This is a genomic window from Micromonospora sp. NPDC006766 (assembly GCF_040636055.1).
In the GTDB taxonomy this organism is placed as follows: domain Bacteria; phylum Actinomycetota; class Actinomycetes; order Mycobacteriales; family Micromonosporaceae; genus Micromonospora.
Genome location: NZ_JBEYIX010000056.1, coordinates 21023 through 39853, shown reverse-complemented (window position 1 = coordinate 39853; position 18831 = coordinate 21023). Strand labels below are relative to the sequence as shown.

The window sequence follows — 18831 nt, the reverse complement described above, 5'->3', positions numbered from 1 at the left end:
CTCCGGCCCGGCGCCGCGGGTCATCGTGCTGGGGCCCCCCCCGGGGGGGGGGGGGGGGCCGCGCCCCCCCCCCCCCCCGCCGCGCTCCCGCCTGCCCCGGAGAGGATCCGTCGTGGCCCAGGTGTATCGATCCGGCCGGCTCTATGGCACCGGCCTCCCGAACCGGTTGACCCCGCACGAGGTACGCACCCGCACCTTCGACCCGCGCCGCCGTGGCGTCGACCCCGACCAGGTACGCGAATTCCAGGCCCAGCTCGCCGACGAGCTGACCGACCTGCACCGGCAGATTCGCATCCTGAACCAGGAGAACGACCGACTCAAGCGAGCCCTGCGCGACTGGCAGACCATGCACGCCCGCGAGTGCCGGCCACCGAACGAGGGCCACTGGTGACTGCCCGACCCGAACCCGGCGACCTGCTACGGATCGACGGCGACGCCTCCGTGCAGTTCGCCGGCGACCGCGCCCTCACCTTCCGCGTCGTCTCCGTCTGCGACCGACCCACCTACCACGGCTGGATCTGGCTCACCGGCTACGTCATCAACCAACGCGGCACCGCCACCGCCAAACGCGAGATCTATGTCCAACTCGCCGGCCTCCGCCGCACCAGCCTCCAGCGGACCGATCAGCGAACGTCGTCAGGCAGGACGACCTGAGCGAGTGCTTGAGGAGCGGCTACGCGGGATAGATTGGCGTGCCCCGGCTCGGCCCGCGAGTCTGACGGGCTGAGCTGGGGCACGCCTCAGGCCGCCGCTGCGGTAGGCCGTGCTGTGTGCCGGTGGCGGCCCGTGGCGGCTAGGGCGAGGATCGCGAGTCCGATGGCCAATGCTCCGCCGATGTGTTCGGTGGCGGGATTGGTCACGACCCACTGGTAGGCCGGGGCGATGACCCAGACGCCAGGGTCGGTGAAGGCGAGCTCGCCCAGCGTCTTGTACAGGCCGATGCTGGGGGCGGCGACGAGCCCGAGCGCGGTGAGGCCGAGCGCGAGAGCGGCCAGCCGGCGCGGCAGCGCCCGACGTCGGAGGCGATAGGCCGCCCAGCTGGTGAGGAGCCAGCCGGTGACCGCGCCGACGAGCCAGCCCAGCAGGATCGCTCCCGGCTCCCAGCTCGGCGCGGTCGGGTAGACGCTGGTCGCCAATTTCGTCCCGGTGCTATCCGGCACGACGGAGGTACGCGCGGCCACAAGAAGGACGAGGCCGTCCCGGGTCGCCAGAGACCGCTGGTGGACTTCGGCCGGACGCCCGCCTTGGTATTTGCGGTAGTCGGGCGTGGTGTACTCGTCGCCCGCGCCGATCGTCCAGCCGTCGGCCCGCAGTCGCGCCTGCGCAGCTTCGATCGTCCAGTTCGGGAACGGCTGCTCGTTGGGGTTGGACACGTCCACCGTGCGCCAGGTTGCCCGCACATGGTCCGTTCGGTTGACATGCGGCGCGGTCAGTGGGGCACCCGCTGCGGTTTCGGTGATCTGCAGGGCCGCCGTGTCGGACGGCAGGTCTGCAGCTGTCTGCCAAGCCAGCCAGGAACCCGTGGCTGCTCCCACGGCTCCGAGGACCACGGCCGAGAGCACGGCCGCCACCACGGGCGACAAGCCGACCGGCAGTCGGAACCATTGCCGCACTGCCCCGCGCACCAGGTCCACCACGTCGGCCCGGGCGGGCACCCGGCGGCCCGGTTCGGCGGAATCCATCAGCATCGTGAGGATCTCCTGGCCGTGGGCACGGCGGTAACCGATCGGATATGCCCACAGCAGCCGCCGGTACCAGCGTTCCAGCTCGACCTGCGCCAGCGGCTCCCGCATGGCCTCCCCCGAGGCGGTCACGCGCAAGCCCCGAACGGGTCAGCCGTGAATCCGAGGGCCAGGTTCGGTCGCGCCTGTAGTCGACTTTCCGCTACCTCCGCGTGCTTGCGCAGGCGGCGGGCCCGCTCGGCGAGCTTGCCGGCACCGGCGTCGGTGAGCCGGTAGTAGCGGCGCAGCCGACCGTCGACGACCTCCTGCCTGTCGACCGCGACGAGTTCCTGCTCCACGAGGCGGTCGAGGGCTCCATAGAGCGTGCCGGCCCGCAGCGTGACCGTTCCCTCGGAGATCTCGGCGACCTCCTGAGTCACCCCGTAGCCGTGCTTGGGCCCCGCCGCCAACGCGGTGAGGATCAAGAACGTTGGTTCTTGCATCGATGTCATGTAGGTAGATTACGTTGACCGATATATACCGTCAACTTGTTTCTGAAGGTACGACCGTAGGGCTTGGGCGAACGCAGAGCGGAGGCGGTGTCAGTCGCGGGCCGGGTCGCGGACCAGGATGTGCACCGCGCGGGCGGCGGCCACCGCACCGACCAGCACCGCGTGCCGGGGCTCGGGCACGTCGAGCAGCCGGCCGGCGCGCAGCGCGGCGAGCGGGGCCAGTCGCCGGTCGGCCAGCACGGTGTCCACCGCGCGCCGGTCACCGCCGCAGACCAGCGCGGCCAGCGTCGCCGCCTCCGGCAGCAGCAGCCGTACGGCCAGCTCCGCCGCGTCGCCCAGCGCCGCCTTCGCCTGGTTGTCCCGCCGCCGGGCGAACCGCTGCTGCGACCAGCCACCCGCCGCGGTGCGCCCCTGCACATAGCGGGTGTCCACCTTGGAGACGGTCAGCTCGGTCCCGTCGGCCACGCCGACCGCCACCGCGCCCTTGCGGGCCAGCAGCAGCCCGAGCCGCCGTGACGCGCCGGCGGCGGCCACGAACCCGGGTACGTCGACGCTGGCCGGAACGCCGGGCGGGGTGTGCAGCTCGGCCGTCGCGCCGTCCGGGGCGGCGAGCAGCAGCCCGTACCCCTCGACGGTGGTGGTGGGCGGGCCGTGCCGGTCGGCGAAGCCTTCGACCCAGCGGGCGACGCGGGCCGGGTCGACCTCGACCCACCGGCCGCCCCCGGCTGCGGGTCGGCTGGTCACCGCTCGACCGTACGACACCGCGCAGCGTCAGGGTCAATCAGGCCCATGAGCGCACGGCCATGCAAGAAGAAAGCGCGGGAGGACGTCGACGTCCTCCCGCGCTACCAGTTTGGTCAGGCGACGTCTACCGGCTCTTCTACGGCCGGCCGGGATGCTGCCGGCTCCTGCGCCGACGCCTCCGCCGGCTGCCCGGAGGCCGCCTTCTTCGCCGCACGGCGGCGGCGGAGGCGCAGGTACACCCAACCGGCGATCAGCGCCAGCGGGATGAGCAGCAGCCACGGCACGGCCCAGACGCTCGCGCTGTGCGTCGTCGGCGGCAGTTTCTCGTCGCCCACGGTGAGGGCGAGGTCCACGTTGGCGCTCAACCGCACCGCCGGCCGCACCCCGGCGACCCGCTCGGTGACGGTGAAGACGGCACCGGGCAGCAGCTCAGGAAGCTCCCCCGCCTTGTTTCGGGCCAGGTGCCAGCCGAACGGCCCGGTCACGCTCACCGTGCCCTTGCCGCCGACCCGGACGTTGCCGGTGTTACGCAGCTGGTAGGTGACCACCATCTCGTTGCCGCTGAACGGGTTGAGCGGGGTGTGGTAGTCGACGTTCATCGACTCGACCGTGACGGCGGGGGCGACCTTGCCGCTCACTCGCAGGTAGACCCGGGCGGCGACCCGCCGGTCCATCTGGACCTGCTGCCCGTCCGGGGTGGTGCCGAGCTGGCCGATGGCGGCGAGCACTCCACCGGTGTGGTCACCGGGAGTGGCGTTGCTCGGCACCTTGATCTCGAAGCGGATGTCCGCGCGCTTGCCCGGCTTGACGGTCACGGTCTGCTGCTCGACGTGGATCCAGGTGCCGATGTCGGTGGCCTTCTGGTCGGCCGGCAGCAGGGCGAAGGCGCCGTCGACGGTGTTGAACGCGTCCGTGCCGTACACCTTGAAGGTGAGCGGCTTGTCGCTGAGGTTCGTCACCCCGACGAAGTCGAAGAGGGTGCTGCCGGGGGCCACCTCGTACATGAAGTAGTTCCGCCCGGTCGGGCCCTTCGGCCCGGACGGTTGCACCGCCCAGCGGTCGGTGCCCGCCGCGGCGGAGGCGCCGGTCGGCGACGGCGTGGGGGCCGCCACGGTGTCGACCTGCCGCGGCACGGGCGCGGCCCCGGCGGCGGCCGGCGGGGCGAGCGTCAACGCCAGAAGCGACGTGCCGAGGAGAGCAGCGATGCGCGCCGTCATGGTGACAGGTGACGAAGCGGCCCGGGACATCGTGGCGTCGGGAGTAGCCGGGATCCGGGAACGGATCCGGGGGAAGAACGTGACGAGGGGCATGCCGGGGCTCCGGGGATCGTGTTTCAGCAGGCCGGAAAAGGGCCGGTGGGGCGAGAGCATAGCTCCCGCCCCACCCCGGTGGGGCGGAAGGTTCCGCCCCACCGGCATGACCCGGTACCCGACCTAGGAGAGCGTCAGGGTGAGGATCGCGGTGTAGTCGCCCGCCTTGGCGGAGGACGGCACACCGAGGTTGAGCTGGGCGTCACAGGTGAACGTGCCACCGCTGACGCCGGCCGCCGAGGTGCAGAGCGCCCGGGCGTCACCAAGGCCGGTGCCCGGCGCGGCGGGCGCACCCGCCGTGACGACGCCAGCCGTACCGACGAACTGCTCGGGGATCAGCGCCGCGCTCGGCACCCAGCCGAGGTTGTTCGCGGCGATGGAGCCACCGCCCGTCGAGGTGAAGTCGGAGACCTGGCCGACGAGGCTCCAGCCAGCGCTGGTGCCCCGCAGGTCAGCCACCGTGGCCTGGTTCATGGCCCCGCTGGTGATCTGCCCGAGGGTGACCGCCGGCAGAGCGACGTTGGAGCCAGCGACACCCAGGGTCAGCGGGCCACCCTTCACCGTGGTGGTGATCTGCTGCTGAGCGTCCCCGCCGTTGAGCATGATGGCGAAGTCGGCGTCGTTCACGGCGAAGAAGATGTTGCCAACCGCTTCGATCTTGATACGCGCGTGCTCCGTCGCCACGTTCGGCAGCTTCACGGTCGCGGTGCCGTTGTTCGGGGTGCTCTCGGCCAGCACGTACGGGAAGGTCTCGCCGCCGTCGGTCGACAGCGTGATCTTCACCTTCTGGGCGTTGACCGGCGCCGCGTCGGTGCCGGCCACGTCCCAGGTAACGGTCTGGGTCGAGTTGCCGTCCAGGACGGCAGCCTTCGCCTGCGAGGTCACCAGGAACGGACCCGCGTTCGGGTCCAGCGCCACCGCGACGTCGGCGCTGCCGAGGCCGCCGCCACCCAGTCGCCCGTCACGGGCGGTGAGCTTGAAGTGCATGGTCCGGTCGTTGGTGTAACCGACCCAGTCCTTCGTGGGCAGGAACTCCGAGTAGCAGTCGACGAGGTCCGCCGGCACGTTCGAGGCACCACCGGTGGGCGGCGGGGCCGGAGCGGCCGGGCAGGCGCCGGTCTTGGCGTTGGTGTTGCCCGCCAGGATCTGCTTCATGTCCGGGAAGACCCGGGTGGAGTTGGTCGTGACGTGGTTCTGACCCGGCGAGTGGTACTTCAGGGTGTCCTCGGCGGAGACGTTCGCCGCCTCACCGAACACCCGGAACAGCGGGCCGACCGTCTTGGTGTTGTTCACCAGCGCGGCGCCCGCGCTGCCGCCACGGTCGTTCTGCTCCCACATGTAGGTCAGCACGTCGCCGTCGGCGTCGGTCGCGGAGCCGGTCAGCGAGAACGGGGTACGCACCGGGATGGTGACGTCGCCCGGCACGGTGACGACCGGCGCGTGGTTGGCGGTCTCCTCGACCAGGTAGCCGCCGTTGTCGATGGCACCGCCCTTGGCGGTCTCACCGACGAACCCGGAGGCGCCGCCGACGAAGTCGGCGACCTCGAGCAGCGACACCTTGGTGTTGGCCAGGGTGCCACCGAAGGTGACCTGGAAACCGGTGTCGTTCAGGCTGCCGCTGTTGCCGAAGGCAGCCACGGTGACCGTCGCGCCGGCCGGCCAGCCGGCGATCCCCTCGATGGCGGTCTTGATCCCGGCGGTGGTGTAGTTGACACCCCGCACGATCTTGGCCGAGCCACCGTTGTAGCGCAGGGTGAACCCGGCGCCGTCGTTGTCGAAGCCGTACAGCGAGACGGTCTGCACCGCGCTGATGGCCGGACGGCTCGACGTCACGTACGTGGTGATCTCGTAGTAGCTGCGGTGCGACCAGTACGGGTCGGTGTGCGGCTGCAGGTTGTCCTGCTGGCAGATACCGGCGTACGCCATGATCGACGAACCGCTGCCCGGCTCGTACGAGTTGGCCGCGGACCGGTTGCCACCCGAGCAGTTGTACTGGCTGCCGTTGAAGGTGTGGTTACCGGCGAACTGGTGGCCCATCTCGTGCGCCACGTAGTCCACCGCGTAGAAGTCACCCGTCGGGGCCGGCAGGCCGGTGCAACCCTGCGCCTTGTTGTTGCCGCCGATGACGCCGAGGCTGGCCACGCCGCCACCGTTCACGCCGAGGCCGATGTGGCCCACGTCGTAGTTGCTGGCGCCGACGAGCTGACCGAGCACGATCCGGTTACGGCTCAGCGTGCTGCTGCCGCAGGAGCTGATCTGCGCCGGCGTGAAGCACGCCGCCGCGCCACACGGGCCGTTCGGCTCCGTGGCCAGCGCCGGGGTGTTCAGGTTGGTCTTGTCGGTGTCGTTGATCAGCACGAGCCGGATGGCCGTCTCGTCCTCGTAGATCTGCGTGACCCGGTTCATCAGCGTCACCTTGGCGGCGGTGACGTTCTCCGCGCCGAAGAAGGTGGCGTAGGAGGGGTCCGTCACCAGCGCCACGCGGTAGGTGCGCAGCTTCACCAGCGGGCCGACCGGCGCGTCGGCCGCAGCCGCCTCGACCTCGTCCTTCAGACCGTGGGTCGCCTCTTCGACGTCCTCACGCTCGATCAGCGGGCCGTGCTGGTTGACCAGGTCCTTGGCGAAGTAGCTCGCGTACAGGCTCTGGTCCAGGTGGTAGTACGGGTCGACGTACCAGACGCCGTTGGCGGAGCGCACCGAGGCGTGGAAGCCCAGCGGAGTGAGGTCCGCCCGGATCGTCGCGGTCGGGTCGTCCACGCCCACGCCGGCGTACGTGGTGATCTCCGGGTGAGCCGCGGCCAGCTTCGACTCCATCACCGGCGACTCGACCAGCTCGAAGCGCTGGAGGGAGCCGTCCGGAGCCGGCAGCGAAACCACCTGACGCTGCTGGCGCAGCGCCTTGAGCTGCTCACGCGGAGCCTTGTCGAGCGAGCTCTTCAGGCTCGCGCGGTCCAGCGTGAAGGTGCTGAGCCGCTTGGCGTTCACGGCCGCCTTGCGGCCGGCCTTGGTCGCGGCCGGCTTGCCGTCGACCTTGTGCCACGGGCTCTTGGGCGCCGGAGCGGCTGCGGCCACGGACGGCGCCGACAGCACCGGCAGCGACGCCGCCACCAGAGCGGCGGCCAGGAGGGTGCCGATTCGCCCGCGCCGCATGCGGCCGTCAGGCGACCGGCGACGCGGGGGGTGTACCAGGGTAATCCTCAAGTTCTTTCCCCTGCATGGTGAGGAATGGATGCAGACACACCCGCGACCCCCGAATCAACGGGGCCGACGCGAATGATCTACAGGATTGATCAGAGACCTTAGGCGAATGACGGAAATCCGACATCAGCCGGATAGGCGAATCGATCCTGACAGGACGTCGAACGGCACCCGTCACCCAGATGATCATCAGGTGGCGGCGAGCCGGAGCACGCGTGGGCCGCCGCCCCGGCGGCCAGGCATCGGTGGCCGGAAACGTGAGCAGACCTAGGCGCTTCGCCGCGCCGACCTGCCGTTTCGACCGATGTCGCCGTAACAACACCGAAGATCAACTGTCATGAGACCGTCATAGTTCACGCGCTTGTCTACTGTGGACTATCTCAGAGAGCGGGAAACGGAGCGCGCCAGGATACCGCCCTCGGCGTCCTCCCGCGCGCTACCGGTGATCGGCGCCGCCGATCACCCACCCACCAGCGTGGCGACGGCAAGCGCCGCTGACAGCACCACCAGGAAACCGAAAAGGGGCCTGTCCCGCCGCTCGCGGCGGGACAGACCCCTCGTGAAGCCGAACCTCAGACGTTGAAGCCAAGGGAGCGGAGCTGGTCCCGACCCTCGTCCGTGATCTTGTCGGGGCCCCACGGCGGCAGCCAGACCCAGTTGATCCGGATGTCATTGACCAGTCCGCCGCCCGGGCCGGTGGTCAGCGCCTGCCGGGCCTGGTCCTCGATCACGTCGGTCAGCGGGCAGGCCGCCGACGTCAGCGTCATGTCCAGGGTGGCGACGTTCTCGTCGTCGACGTGGATGCCGTACACCAGGCCCAGGTCGACCACGTTGATGCCCAGCTCGGGGTCGACGACGTCCTTCATCGCCTCCTCAAGGTCGGCGATGGCGGCCTTGCCGCCGGCCGGAGCGGCCCCGCCGGTGGCCGGCGCCGCCGCGCCGTCGGTCGCCACGGCGCCGGCCTCCGGCGTGGTGGTCTCCTCGTTACTCATGCCGTCCCCTCCGTCGGGCTCACGCCCACCCCGGCGCGTGCCGCGGCATCCTTGAACGCCATCCACGACAGCAACGCGCATTTCACCCGGGCCGGATAGCGCGCGACCCCCGCGAACGCCACCCCGTCACCGAGCACGTCCTCGTCCGGCGTGACCTGGCCACGCCCGGACATCAACTCGACGAACGCCTCGTGCACCACGCTGGCGTCGTCCGCGGTCCGGCCGCGCAGCAGCTCGTGCAGCACGCTCGCCGACGCCTGGCTGATCGAGCAACCCATCCCGTCGTACGAGATGTCGCTGAACACCTTGCCGTCGGTGGCCACCCGCACGGTGATCTCGTCGCCGCAGGTCGGGTTGACGTGGTGCGCCTCGCCGACCCGGGCGTCCGGGTCCACGGCATCCCGCAGTCCACGCCCGTGCGGGTGCTTGTAGTGATCCAGGATGATCTCCTGGTAGAGCTGGTCGAGCTGCATCAGCCGAACACCTTCCGCACCTGCTCGAGACCGGCCACCAGCGCGTCGATCTCGTCCGTCGTGGTGTACAGGTAGAACGACGCCCGGGTCATGGCCGGCACGCCGAACCGGGTGCACACCGGCTTCGCACAGTGGTGCCCCACCCGGACCTGCACGCCGAGCGCGTCGAGCACCTGCCCGACGTCGTGCGGGTGCACGTCGCCGAGGGCGAACGAGATCGTCCCGCCCCGGCCGACCGGCACGGTCGGGCCGAAGACCCGCAGACCCGGCACGGTGGCGAGGGCGTCCAACGCGTACGCCGTCAGCTCCTTCTCGTGCCACTGGATCGCGCGCATGCCGATCCCGTTGAGGTAGTCCACCGCCGCGCCGAGCGCCACGGCCTCGGCGATCGGCGGCGTGCCCGCCTCGAACCGGGCCGGCGGCGCGGCGAACGTCGACCGGGCCATCGACACCGTCTCGATCATCGAGCCGCCGCCGAGCACCGGCGGCATCGCGGCGAGCAGCTCGCCGCGCCCCCAGAGCACGCCGATGCCGGTCGGCGCGCACATCTTGTGCCCGGTGAAGACGATGAAGTCCGCGTCCAGGTCGACCACGTCCACCGGCATGTGCGGCACCGACTGCGAGCAGTCCAACAGCAGCAGCGCGCCCACCTCGCGGACCCGCTGGGTGATCCGCGCGGTGGCGTTGACCGTGCCGAGGATGTTGGAGGTGTGCACCAGCGAGACGATCTTCGTCCGCTCGGTGACCAGCTCCGCCAGCCCGGACTCGTCCAGCCGGCCGTGGTCGGTGACCGGGAACCAGCGCAGCGTCGCGCCGGTCCGCTCGGCGAGCAGCTGCCACGGGACGATGTTCGAATGGTGCTCCATCTCGGAGATCACGATCTCGTCGCCGGGGCCGAGCCGGAACCGAGGGTCAGCGTCGGGCCGCAGTGAGGCGTTGGAGAACGCGTACGCCACGATGTTGATCGCCTCGGTGGAGTTCTTGGTGAACACCACCTCGTTCACGCTCGGGGCGTTGACGAACCCGGCGATCTTCGCCCGGGCCCCCTCGTACGCCTCGGTCGCCTCGGTGCCCAGGGTGTGCACCGAGCGCGACACGTTGGCGTTGTGCCGGGCGTAGTGCTCGGCGAGCGCGTCGAGCACCTGCCGCGGCTTGTGCGAGGTGTTGGCGCTGTCGAGATAGACCAGACGGTGCCCGTTGATCTCCCGGTCCAGGATCGGGAAGTCGGCGCGCACCGCGGCCACGTCGAAACGCGGCACATCGTCGTACTGCGGCATCCCCGGCGGGATGGCGATGGTGGTCATATCCGCAGCCCTTCAGGCTCAGGCCCGCGCCGAACCGGCCCCGGCGACGTACCGCTCGTAACCCTCTTCCTCGAGCTTGTCGGCCAGCTCGGGGCCGCCCTCCTCGACGATCCGGCCGGCGACGAAGACGTGCACGAAGTCCGGCTTGATGTAGCGCAGGATCCGCGTGTAGTGGGTGATCAGCAGCAGGCCGGTGTCGCCGGTGTCGCGCACCCGGTTCACGCCCTCGCTGACCACGCGCAGCGCGTCCACGTCGAGGCCGGAGTCGGTCTCGTCGAGGACGGCGATCTTCGGCTTGAGCAGCTCCAGCTGCACGATCTCGTGCCGCTTCTTCTCGCCGCCGGAGAAGCCCTCGTTGACGTTGCGCTGGGCGAACGCCGGGTCCATCTGGAGCTTCTCCATGGCGCCACGCAGCTCGCCGGCCCAGGTGCGCAGCTTCGGCGCCTCGCCGTCGATGGCGGTCTTGGCGGTACGCAGGAAGTTGGCGACGGAGACGCCGGGCACCTCGACCGGGTACTGCATGGCCAGGAAGAGGCCGGCGCGGGCCCGCTCGTCGACGGACATGGCCAGCACGTCCTCGCCGTCGAGGGTCACCGACCCGCCGGTGATCTCGTACTTCGGGTGACCGGCGATCGAGTACGCCAGGGTGGACTTGCCGGAGCCGTTCGGGCCCATGATCGCGTGGGTCTCACCCGAGCGCACGGTCAGGTCGACCCCGTGCAGGATCGGCTTGAGCTCACCCTCGGGCAGCTTGACCGACACCTTCAGGTCGCGGATCTCCAGGGTGCTCATTATCGGGCCACTCCATTGCTCGGCGTCAGACTGACGTAGATGTCGCCGTCGCGGACTTCGACGGGATAGACGGGTACGGGTTCGGTCGCGGGCAGCCCGGTGGGCTCACCGGTACGCAGGTCGAAACGGGATCCGTGCAGCCAGCATTCCAGCGTGCACCCCTCGACCTCGCCCTCGGAAAGGGCCACGGCGGCGTGCGAGCACTCGTCGTGGACGGCGTAGAAGTTGTCGTCCTCGCCGTGCACGATCGCGAGCTGGGTGCCGTCGACGTCGGCGCTGATCGCGGTGCCCTTCGGCACGTCCTCGGTCGCGCAGATCCTGATCATCAGGCGCCGGCCTTGGCGAGGCCGGCCTCGATCGCATCGCCGAGCCGCTCACGCAGCTCCTCGACCGGGATCTTGTTGAGCAGCTCGGCGAAGAAGCCCCGGACCACCAGGCGGCGGGCCTCGGCCTCCGGGATGCCCCGGGCCATCAGGTAGAAGAGCTGCTCGTCGTCGAAGCGGCCGGTCGCGCTGGCGTGGCCGGCGCCGGCGATCTCGCCGGTCTCGATCTCCAGATTGGGTACGGAGTCGGCCCGGGCGCCGTCGGTCAGCAGCAGGTTCCGGTTGATCTCGTACGTGTCGGTGCCGGTCGCCTCGGCCCGGATCAGCACGTCACCGACCCAGACGGTGTGCGCGCTGTCGCCCTGCAGGGCGCCCCGGTAGCCGACGTAGCTGCGGCAGTCCGGCACGGTGTGGTCGACCAGCTGCCGGTGCTCCAGGTGCTGACCGGAGTCGGCGAAGTAGAGGCCGTACAGCTCGGCCTCACCGCCCCGGTCGGCGTACTCCACCGAGGTGTACTGGCGGACCAGGTCGCCGCCGAGGGTCACCTGCACGTGGATCACCTTGGCGTCCCGGCCCAGCCGCACCTTGAGGTGCTGCGCCTGCACCGCGTCGTCCGCCCAGTCGGCGACCGTGACCAGGGTCAGCTTCGCGCCGTCGGCCACCGAGACCTCGACGTTGTCGGCGAGGGTGGCCGAGCCGGCGTGCTCCAGCACCAGGGTCACCTCGGCGAACCGGCCCACCTCGACGAAGGTGTGGCCGAAGGCGAGCGCGTCCGCGCCCTCGCCGACCACCCGCAGGCGCGCCGGGGCGGTCACCACCGCGTCCCGGGCAACCCGCACCAGCAGCGCCTGCTCGACCCCGCCGTACGCCAGCGCGCTGACCCGATCGAACGGGGTGAGCACGCTGCCCATGCGCGGATCGTCCCGGCCGATCCGGTCGACGGTGACACCGTCGGGCAGGTCGGCGTACTCGTGGCGGACCGTGCCGGTGGCGGCCTGCGCCTCGCCGGCCAGGCCGCGCAGGCGCTTGAGCGGGGTGAAGCGCCACTCCTCCTCCAGGCCGGTCAGGGCCGGGAAGTCGGCGACGTCGTACGAGCGCAGCGCCTGCGACTTGGTGGCGGGCGGCGCGGAAGCCTGGGTAGTCATCTCTTCCTTGCTGTTCTGGGACGACGGTTTCGTGCTGGTGCGGTGGCCGGGGTCAGCCGACCGCGCCCTCCATCTGGAGCTCGATCAGGCGGTTGAGCTCCAGGGCGTACTCCATCGGAAGTTCCTTGGCGATCGGCTCGATGAAGCCGCGCACGATCATCGCCATCGCCTCGTCCTCGCTCAGGCCCCGGCTCATCAGGTAGAAGAGCTGGTCCTCGCTGACCTTGGAGACGGTCGCCTCGTGCCCCATCGACACGTCGTCCTCGCGGATGTCGACGTACGGGTAGGTGTCGGAGCGGGAGATGGTGTCGACCAGCAGCGCGTCGCACTTGACCGTGCTCTTGCTGCCGGTGGAGCCCTCCAGCACCTGCACCAGGCCGCGGTAGGAGGTGCGGCCGCCGCCCCGGGCGATCGACTTCGACACGATCGTGCTGCTCGTGTGCGGTGCCGCGTGCACCATCTTGGCGCCGGCGTCCTGGTGCTGCCCCTCGCCGGCCATGGCCACCGAGAGCACCTCGCCCTTGGCGTGCTCGCCGGTCATGTAGACCGCCGGGTACTTCATGGTGACCTTGGAGCCGATGTTGCCGTCGATCCACTCCATGGTCGCGCCCTCGTGGCACACGGCGCGCTTGGTGACCAGGTTGTAGACGTTGTTCGACCAGTTCTGGATGGTCGTGTAGCGGCAGCGGGCGTTCTTCTTGACGATGATCTCGACGACGGCGCTGTGCAGCGAGTCCGAGGAGTAGATGGGTGCGGTGCAGCCCTCGACGTAGTGCACGTACGCGCCCTCGTCGACGATGATCAGCGTCCGCTCGAACTGGCCCATGTTCTCGGTGTTGATCCGGAAGTAGGCCTGCAGCGGGATCTCCACGTGCACGCCCTTCGGCACGTAGATGAACGAGCCACCGGACCACACGGAGGTGTTCAATGCGGCGAACTTGTTGTCGCCGACCGGGATCACCGTGCCAAAGTATTCCTTGAACAGGTCCTCGTGCTCCTTGAGCGCGGTGTCCGTGTCCAGGAAGACGACACCCTGCTCCTCCAGGTCCTCGCGGATCTTGTGGTAGACGACCTCGGACTCGTACTGGGCCGCGACACCGGCGATCAGCCGCTGCTTCTCCGCCTCGGGGATGCCCAGCTTGTCGTAGGTGTTCTTGATGTCCTCCGGCAGCTCCTCCCAGCTGGTGGCCTGCTTCTCGGTGGACCGGACGAAGTACTTGATGTTGTCGAAGTCGATCCCGGTGAGGTCGGCGCCCCAGGCCGGCATCGGCTTACGCCCGAACAGCCGCAGGCCCTTCAGCCGCAGGTCAAGCATCCAGGCGGGCTCGTTCTTCTTCGCCGAGATGTCCCGCACCACCGCCTCGTTGAGGCCGCGCTGGGCGGACGCCCCGGCGACGTCGGGGTCGGCCCAGCCGTACTCGTAGCGACCGAGGGCGGCGAGCTGCTCCTCCTGGGTCAGGGGCTGAACGATCTGCTCGGTCATCTATCTGTCCCTCACAGTGGTGGTGACGGTGTTACCGGACTTGACGCCCGCGCGGGGGCTCCTACGCGGCTGGGCGGGGATGTGCGTGGTGCACACCCCGTCGCCGTGGGCGATGGTGGCCAGGCGCTGCACGTGGCTGCCGACCAGACGGGAAATGACCTCGGTCTCGGCCTCGCACAGCTGGGGAAACTCGGCGGCCACGTGTGCCACCGGGCAGTGGTGCTGGCAGAGCTGGCCGCCGGAGGCGATCGTGGACGCGTTGGCAGCGTAACCCTCGGCGGTGAGCGCGCCCGCGAGCGCCTCCGCCCGCGCGAGCGGATCGTCCCCCGCGTCTTCCATGGCGGCCCGGCAGCGGGCCTCCAGCGCCGACACCTGCTCGGCGGCGAACGCCTCGACCGCGTCCGCGCCCCCGGTGCGGGCGATCCAGCGCAGGGCGGCGGTGGCCATGTTGTCGTAGTGGTGGGTCCCGCAACGCAGCCGGGCCGCCTCGGTCAGCACGAAAACCTTGGCCGGCCGGCCCCGGCCCCGGCTGCCCCGCACGACCTGCTCGCTGGCGACCACGTCGCCGTCAGCGAGCATCGCGTCGAGGTGCCGGCGGATCGCCGCGGGGCTGAGCCCGAGCGCCGAGCCGAGCTGGCCGGCGGTGGTCGCCCCCCGCTCCAGCAGCAGCTGGGTGACCCGGTCGCGGGTGGACAGGTCGGCGGACGCGACCTGCGCGGTCGCGTGCTGGTGCCCGGAGAGCCCCGCCGCCTTTTTCACAACGCCAACGTTACGTAATTCGTCCGGCCCTCGCAAACCGGGCCCCGGTGATTCCCACCACCGGGGCTACCGAGTCACCCGATCGGGAACCACTACGGTGCGTAGGATTCGTCCCGTGAAGCCTCCCGTCCGGTTCCCGGTCTCCGCCGCGCTGCTGCGCCGACTCGCGTACGCCTCGATCATCGCGAACGTGGCGATCGTGGTCACCGGCGGGGCGGTCCGGCTCACCGCCTCCGGTCTCGGCTGCCCCACCTGGCCCCGATGCACCGACGAGTCGTACCACACCACGCCCGAGATGGGCGTACACGGGGTCATCGAGTTCGGCAACCGGCTGCTCACCTTCGCGGTGGGCGTCATCGCCCTCGCCGTGTTGCTCGCCGTGCTGGCCCAGCGCCCCCGGCCGCGTGGGCTGCTGCCCCTGGCGATCGCGGTCTTCCTCGGCATTCCCGCCCAGGCGGTGATCGGCGGGATCACCGTGCTGACCGACCTCAACCCGTGGGTGGTCGGGCTGCACTTCCTCGCCTCGATGGCGGTGATCGCCGCCGCGTACGCGCTCTGGCGCCGCACCGTCGAGCCGGACGCGCCGACGACGCCCACCGTGCCGGCCCCGCTGCGTACCCTCGCGCTGATCACCACGGCGGCCTGCGCGGCGGTGCTGGTGGTCGGCACCTGGGTGACCGGCAGCGGCCCGCACGCGGGCGACAAGGGCGCGGCGCGCAACGGCCTCGACCCGCAAGCGATCTCACAGGTGCACGCCGACGGGGTGTTCCTGCTGATCGGCCTCTCGGTGGCGCTGGTCTTCGCGTTCCGCGCGGTGGGCGCGACGCGGGCCACCCGGGCCGCCATGGTGCTGGTCGCCGTCGAGCTGGGTCAGGGCCTGATCGGCTTCGTGCAGTACTTCACCCACCTGCCGGAAGTGCTGGTCGCCGCGCACATGCTCGGCTCCTGCCTGGTGCTGCTGGCGACCCTGGCCGTGCTCTGGTCGACCCGGGAACGCCGCCCGACCGCTCCGGCCACCTCGCCCAGCCGCGCCGCCGAGCCGGTCGCCGTGGCCGCCTGAGAGCTGCTTCCGGCTGAGGTAGGGGGTTACCCACCGCCAGCAGCGGGAATGCGGTCCGCCGACGGACCGTCCGCGCCGAGGGGAGCTCTCGTGTCGCTCAAGGGCCTGTCCACGACCGTCCCGCAGCGGCTCGCCCCGGTCGCCGGTGCACCGCTGTGGTGCGACGCGCGCGAGTTCGGGCTCACCGGCGACGGGACGACCAACGACCAGCCGGCACTCGCCGCGCTGGTGGACCGGCTGGGCGAGGGGTACGCCGCCGACGGGCGGGCCCGAGTGATCTACTGCCCGCCCGGCATCTACTCGATCCGAGACGTCAGCACCGTCTGGCGCAGTGGGGTGTCGCTACTCGGCGCCGGTTCCGCGGCGACCCGGTTTCTGCTCAGCAACGAGGGCAACCGGGGCGACCCGGTGCCCCTGGCCTTCTGGACCACCGAGCAGCACGGCGCGGACCGGGACCGGCACATCGCCGACTGCACCTTCGCCGACTTCGAGATCGACGGCTCCGGCGTCGGCATGGCCGAGTACAACTGCCTCGCCAAGGGCCTCGGCCTGCAGTACGTGGTGCGCGGCGTGTTCCGCAACCTCTACATCCACCACACCGGTGCGACCGGGCTGGGCTGCGACTTCCTCCAGGACAGCCTGATCGACGGGGTGGTCGTGGTGGGCTGCGGCCGGCTCGACAACGGCGAGCAGATGGGCGGCGCGGGCATCGGCGTCGGCATCGGCGGCTGGGGCGACGTGGAACGGCTCACCATCGCCAACTGCACCACCCTGGGCAACGGCACCAACGGAATCTTCCTGGAGCTGCAAAAGGAGCACTGGACGCCCCCGCGGGGCTTCCGCATCATCGGCTGCCACAGCCAGGCCAACCGGTTCGGCATCTCCGACTGGGGCGCCGACGGGCTCATCGTGTCCGCCTGCACCCTGACCAACAACCTGGAGGCCGGCTTCGACGTCTCCGCCAACGGCACCGCCGGCGTGGCCGGCCGGGGCGGCCTGCTGACCGGCTGCGACATCGACCGCAACGTCGGCGACGGGATCAGCATGGGCAACACCCCCGGCGGATACGCGGTGCGGGGCAACCGGATCAGCCGTAACGGCGGCTATGGCTACCACGAGCACAACCTGGGCAACGGCTATCAGGGGCCGGCGGCGGACGTGGTGATCGAGGGCAACGACATCCGGGACAACGCGCTCGACGGCATCCGGATCGACCGGCCGATGATCGACGCGACGGTGCTCGGCAACCGGATCCGCGACAACGGGCGGCGCTTCGCGCCGGCCTGCCGCGGTCGCGGGGAGGCGGTGCGCTACGAATCCCGCGCGGTGATCGACGGCGCGGCGAACTGGCCCTGGGACGGGCATCGGGGCAAGGTGGTGCGGGTCGACTCACGGGTCGCCGTGGTGGCGGCCAACACCGCCACGGAGCTGTCCCTCGCCGAGGTGCGGCCGGACGGCGCGACCGGGTGGAACGAGACGACCCCCGCCCCCGGCACACCGTACGAGTTGCCGGCCGGCCCGGCGGTCCGCGCCGGGATCGCGGTCAACTCCCGGTTCGAGTCGGCCACGGTGCGGGGCAACCGGATCTGGCACCGGGACGAGCACACCCAGACCTACGGATTCTGGATCACGACGGCCGGCAGTTGCGTCTCCTGTCGAATCGAGGACAACGACTTCGCCGGAGTCGAGGCCGCCGTCCGGCTGGAGACGCCGCCGGTCGGGGGCCGCTGGGACCGCAACCACGAGGACGGGGCGTAAGCCCCGCGCCACCAGGACGAGCCGTGCGGCGCGGGCCGGGCACGTCGGGGTCAGGCCCAGCGGGCCAGGTGCGTGGTGATCGCCGCGGCGAGGCGCTCGGGGGCGCCGTCGGCATAGCCGAGGAACAGGCTCGGCTCGGTGAGCTCCAGCTCGACCAGGACCGGTGCGCCATCCGGACCGGGGATCAGATCGACCCGGGCGTAGAGCAGCTGGCCCGGACCCCCCGGTACGGCCGCCAGGGTACGCTGCGCCACCGCGAGTTGGTCGGGCCCCGCCGTCCGCGGATCGATCTGCTCCTGCTTGTAGAGCTCGGCCACGCCCAGGTCGGGGCCGGTCAGCATCGGCCCCTTGCGGATGGCGTGGCTGAACGCCAGGCCGTCCGGCCCGGCGAAAAAGAGCAGCGCGGTCTCCCCGGCGGTGTCCACCGCGCTCAGGTACGGCTGGATCATGGCGACCCGCCCGGCGGCGGTGAGCCGCCGCACGTGGGCGGTGGCCAGCTCCCGGTGCCCCGGATCGGCGAGGTCGTACCGGCCGGTGTCCTGGCTGCCGGCGCTGACCGCCGGCTTGATCACGTACTCGCCGGAACCGGTGGGCGGCGCCCAGGTGTCCCCCGGCTCGACCCAGACGGTCGGCACGGTGGGCACGCCGGCGGCGGAAAGCTCCGCCAGGTAGCGCTTGTCGGTGTTCCAGGCGACCACGTCGGCCGGGTTGACCAGGCGCGGCACCTTCTGCGCCCAGACGACGAACTCGTCGCGGCGCAGCGCATAATCCCACGGGGAGCGGAGGACCACCAGGTCGTACCCGGACCAGTCCACGGCCGGGTCGTCCCAGATCGCCGCCTCGACGGCAACACCACGGGCGGCCAGCGGAGCGAGCACGAGCCGATCGTCCGGGTCGAGATCGGGCAGTGCGGAACAGGTGACGAGAGCGACCCGGGGTTCCCCCCGGGTCGACTGGTGGTGGTTGTTGTTCACCTCAGGTCAACGCGCCATCGTGCGCCGGGCCATCGACCGCCAGAGGTCGTTGCTCGGACGCATCTGGTCCATCAGTTCACGCTCCCAGGCGTTCTCGACGGTGACCCCCGCCTTGGCGCAGGCCTGCCGCGCGACGTCGGTGCCGTCGGCGAACTGGTCGGTCCAGGCCCCGTCGGAGCCCACGAGGACGATCCGCGCGCCGCGCTTGCCGACGTACTCGATGACCGCCTTCGCACCGCCGTGCCCGGCGGCGAACGACTTGATGCCGGCGACCAGGCCGTGGGGAGTCTGGCCGGCGGTCTGTTCAGCCGTCAGCGTCGTATCGGAACCATCTGCCATGACG

General features: G+C 70.9%; 19 protein-coding genes. 4 read left to right on the top strand and 15 right to left on the bottom strand.

Going from position 1 to position 18831, the window contains the following annotated elements:
• Positions 1-112: 112 nt before the first annotated feature.
• A complete protein-coding gene (locus tag ABZ671_RS28205) occupies positions 113-391 on the top strand; it encodes a DivIVA domain-containing protein (protein ID WP_357863814.1) in 279 nt (92 codons plus the stop codon).
• Positions 388-654, top strand: a complete 267-nt coding sequence (locus ABZ671_RS28200) for a hypothetical protein (protein WP_357863812.1) — start codon at positions 388-390, stop codon at positions 652-654. The genes ABZ671_RS28205 and ABZ671_RS28200 overlap by 4 nt, the downstream gene beginning before the upstream one ends.
• A gap of 86 nt (positions 655-740) precedes the next feature.
• Here the strand turns inward: ABZ671_RS28200 and ABZ671_RS28195 are convergent, their stop codons facing one another.
• From ABZ671_RS28195 to ABZ671_RS28135, 13 genes are all read right to left on the bottom strand, one after another.
• Positions 741-1814, bottom strand: coding sequence for a hypothetical protein (locus tag ABZ671_RS28195; RefSeq protein WP_357863811.1), 1074 nt, complete (start codon positions 1812-1814; stop codon positions 741-743).
• Positions 1811-2164, bottom strand: coding sequence for a PadR family transcriptional regulator (locus ABZ671_RS28190; RefSeq protein WP_357863815.1), 354 nt, complete (start codon positions 2162-2164; stop codon positions 1811-1813). Before ABZ671_RS28190 ends, ABZ671_RS28195 begins: the two co-directional genes overlap by 4 nt.
• A gap of 99 nt (positions 2165-2263) precedes the next feature.
• Positions 2264-2917, bottom strand: a complete 654-nt coding sequence (locus ABZ671_RS28185) for an acVLRF1 family peptidyl-tRNA hydrolase (RefSeq protein WP_357863809.1) — start codon at positions 2915-2917, stop codon at positions 2264-2266.
• A gap of 113 nt (positions 2918-3030) precedes the next feature.
• Positions 3031-4134 carry a DUF916 domain-containing protein gene (locus ABZ671_RS28180; protein ID WP_357863807.1) on the bottom strand — a complete coding sequence of 368 codons (1104 nt, stop codon included), beginning with the start codon at positions 4132-4134 and terminating at the stop codon, positions 3031-3033.
• 216 nt (positions 4135-4350) lie between these two features.
• Positions 4351-7377 carry a M12 family metallo-peptidase gene (locus ABZ671_RS28175; RefSeq protein ID WP_357863805.1) on the bottom strand — a complete coding sequence of 1009 codons (3027 nt, stop codon included), beginning with the start codon at positions 7375-7377 and terminating at the stop codon, positions 4351-4353.
• A gap of 620 nt (positions 7378-7997) precedes the next feature.
• Positions 7998-8417: a metal-sulfur cluster assembly factor gene (locus tag ABZ671_RS28170; protein ID WP_357863804.1), complete on the bottom strand. Its 420-nt coding sequence runs from the start codon at positions 8415-8417 to the stop codon at positions 7998-8000.
• Complete coding sequence (sufU, locus tag ABZ671_RS28165) at positions 8414-8890, bottom strand: Fe-S cluster assembly sulfur transfer protein SufU (RefSeq protein ID WP_357863802.1); 477 nt, start codon at positions 8888-8890, stop codon at positions 8414-8416. The genes ABZ671_RS28170 and sufU overlap by 4 nt, the downstream gene beginning before the upstream one ends.
• Complete coding sequence (locus ABZ671_RS28160; protein ID WP_357863800.1) at positions 8890-10194, bottom strand: cysteine desulfurase; 1305 nt, start codon at positions 10192-10194, stop codon at positions 8890-8892. Before ABZ671_RS28160 ends, sufU begins: the two co-directional genes overlap by 1 nt.
• An 18-nt stretch (positions 10195-10212) precedes the next feature.
• Complete coding sequence (gene sufC / locus ABZ671_RS28155; RefSeq protein WP_357863799.1) at positions 10213-10986, bottom strand: Fe-S cluster assembly ATPase SufC; 774 nt, start codon at positions 10984-10986, stop codon at positions 10213-10215.
• Positions 10986-11312, bottom strand: a complete 327-nt coding sequence (locus tag ABZ671_RS28150; RefSeq protein WP_357863797.1) for a non-heme iron oxygenase ferredoxin subunit — start codon at positions 11310-11312, stop codon at positions 10986-10988. The genes sufC and ABZ671_RS28150 overlap by 1 nt, the downstream gene beginning before the upstream one ends.
• Entirely contained in the window at positions 11312-12454 is a 1143-nt protein-coding gene (sufD, locus tag ABZ671_RS28145) for a Fe-S cluster assembly protein SufD (RefSeq protein ID WP_357863795.1), read from the bottom strand. The genes ABZ671_RS28150 and sufD overlap by 1 nt, the downstream gene beginning before the upstream one ends.
• 52 nt (positions 12455-12506) lie before the next feature.
• A complete protein-coding gene (sufB, locus tag ABZ671_RS28140) occupies positions 12507-13937 on the bottom strand; it encodes a Fe-S cluster assembly protein SufB (protein ID WP_357863794.1) in 1431 nt (476 codons plus the stop codon).
• A complete protein-coding gene (locus tag ABZ671_RS28135; RefSeq protein ID WP_357863792.1) occupies positions 13938-14696 on the bottom strand; it encodes an ArsR family transcriptional regulator in 759 nt (252 codons plus the stop codon).
• Positions 14697-14811: 115 nt separating this feature from the next.
• Between ABZ671_RS28135 and ABZ671_RS28130 the strand changes: the two genes are divergently transcribed.
• On the top strand, positions 14812-15756 hold the full coding sequence (locus tag ABZ671_RS28130) for a COX15/CtaA family protein (protein WP_357863790.1): 945 nt from the start codon (positions 14812-14814) through the stop codon (positions 15754-15756).
• A gap of 90 nt (positions 15757-15846) precedes the next feature.
• Positions 15847-17514 carry a right-handed parallel beta-helix repeat-containing protein gene (locus ABZ671_RS28125; protein WP_357863789.1) on the top strand — a complete coding sequence of 556 codons (1668 nt, stop codon included), beginning with the start codon at positions 15847-15849 and terminating at the stop codon, positions 17512-17514.
• A 50-nt stretch (positions 17515-17564) separates the two neighbouring features.
• On the opposite strand, the gene ABZ671_RS28120 is transcribed toward ABZ671_RS28125, so the two are convergent.
• Positions 17565-18488, bottom strand: a complete 924-nt coding sequence (locus tag ABZ671_RS28120; protein WP_357863787.1) for a hypothetical protein — start codon at positions 18486-18488, stop codon at positions 17565-17567.
• 6 nt (positions 18489-18494) lie between these two features.
• Positions 18495-18827: a hypothetical protein gene (locus tag ABZ671_RS28115; protein ID WP_357863785.1), complete on the bottom strand. Its 333-nt coding sequence runs from the start codon at positions 18825-18827 to the stop codon at positions 18495-18497.
• Between the last annotated feature and the right edge of the window lie 4 nt (positions 18828-18831).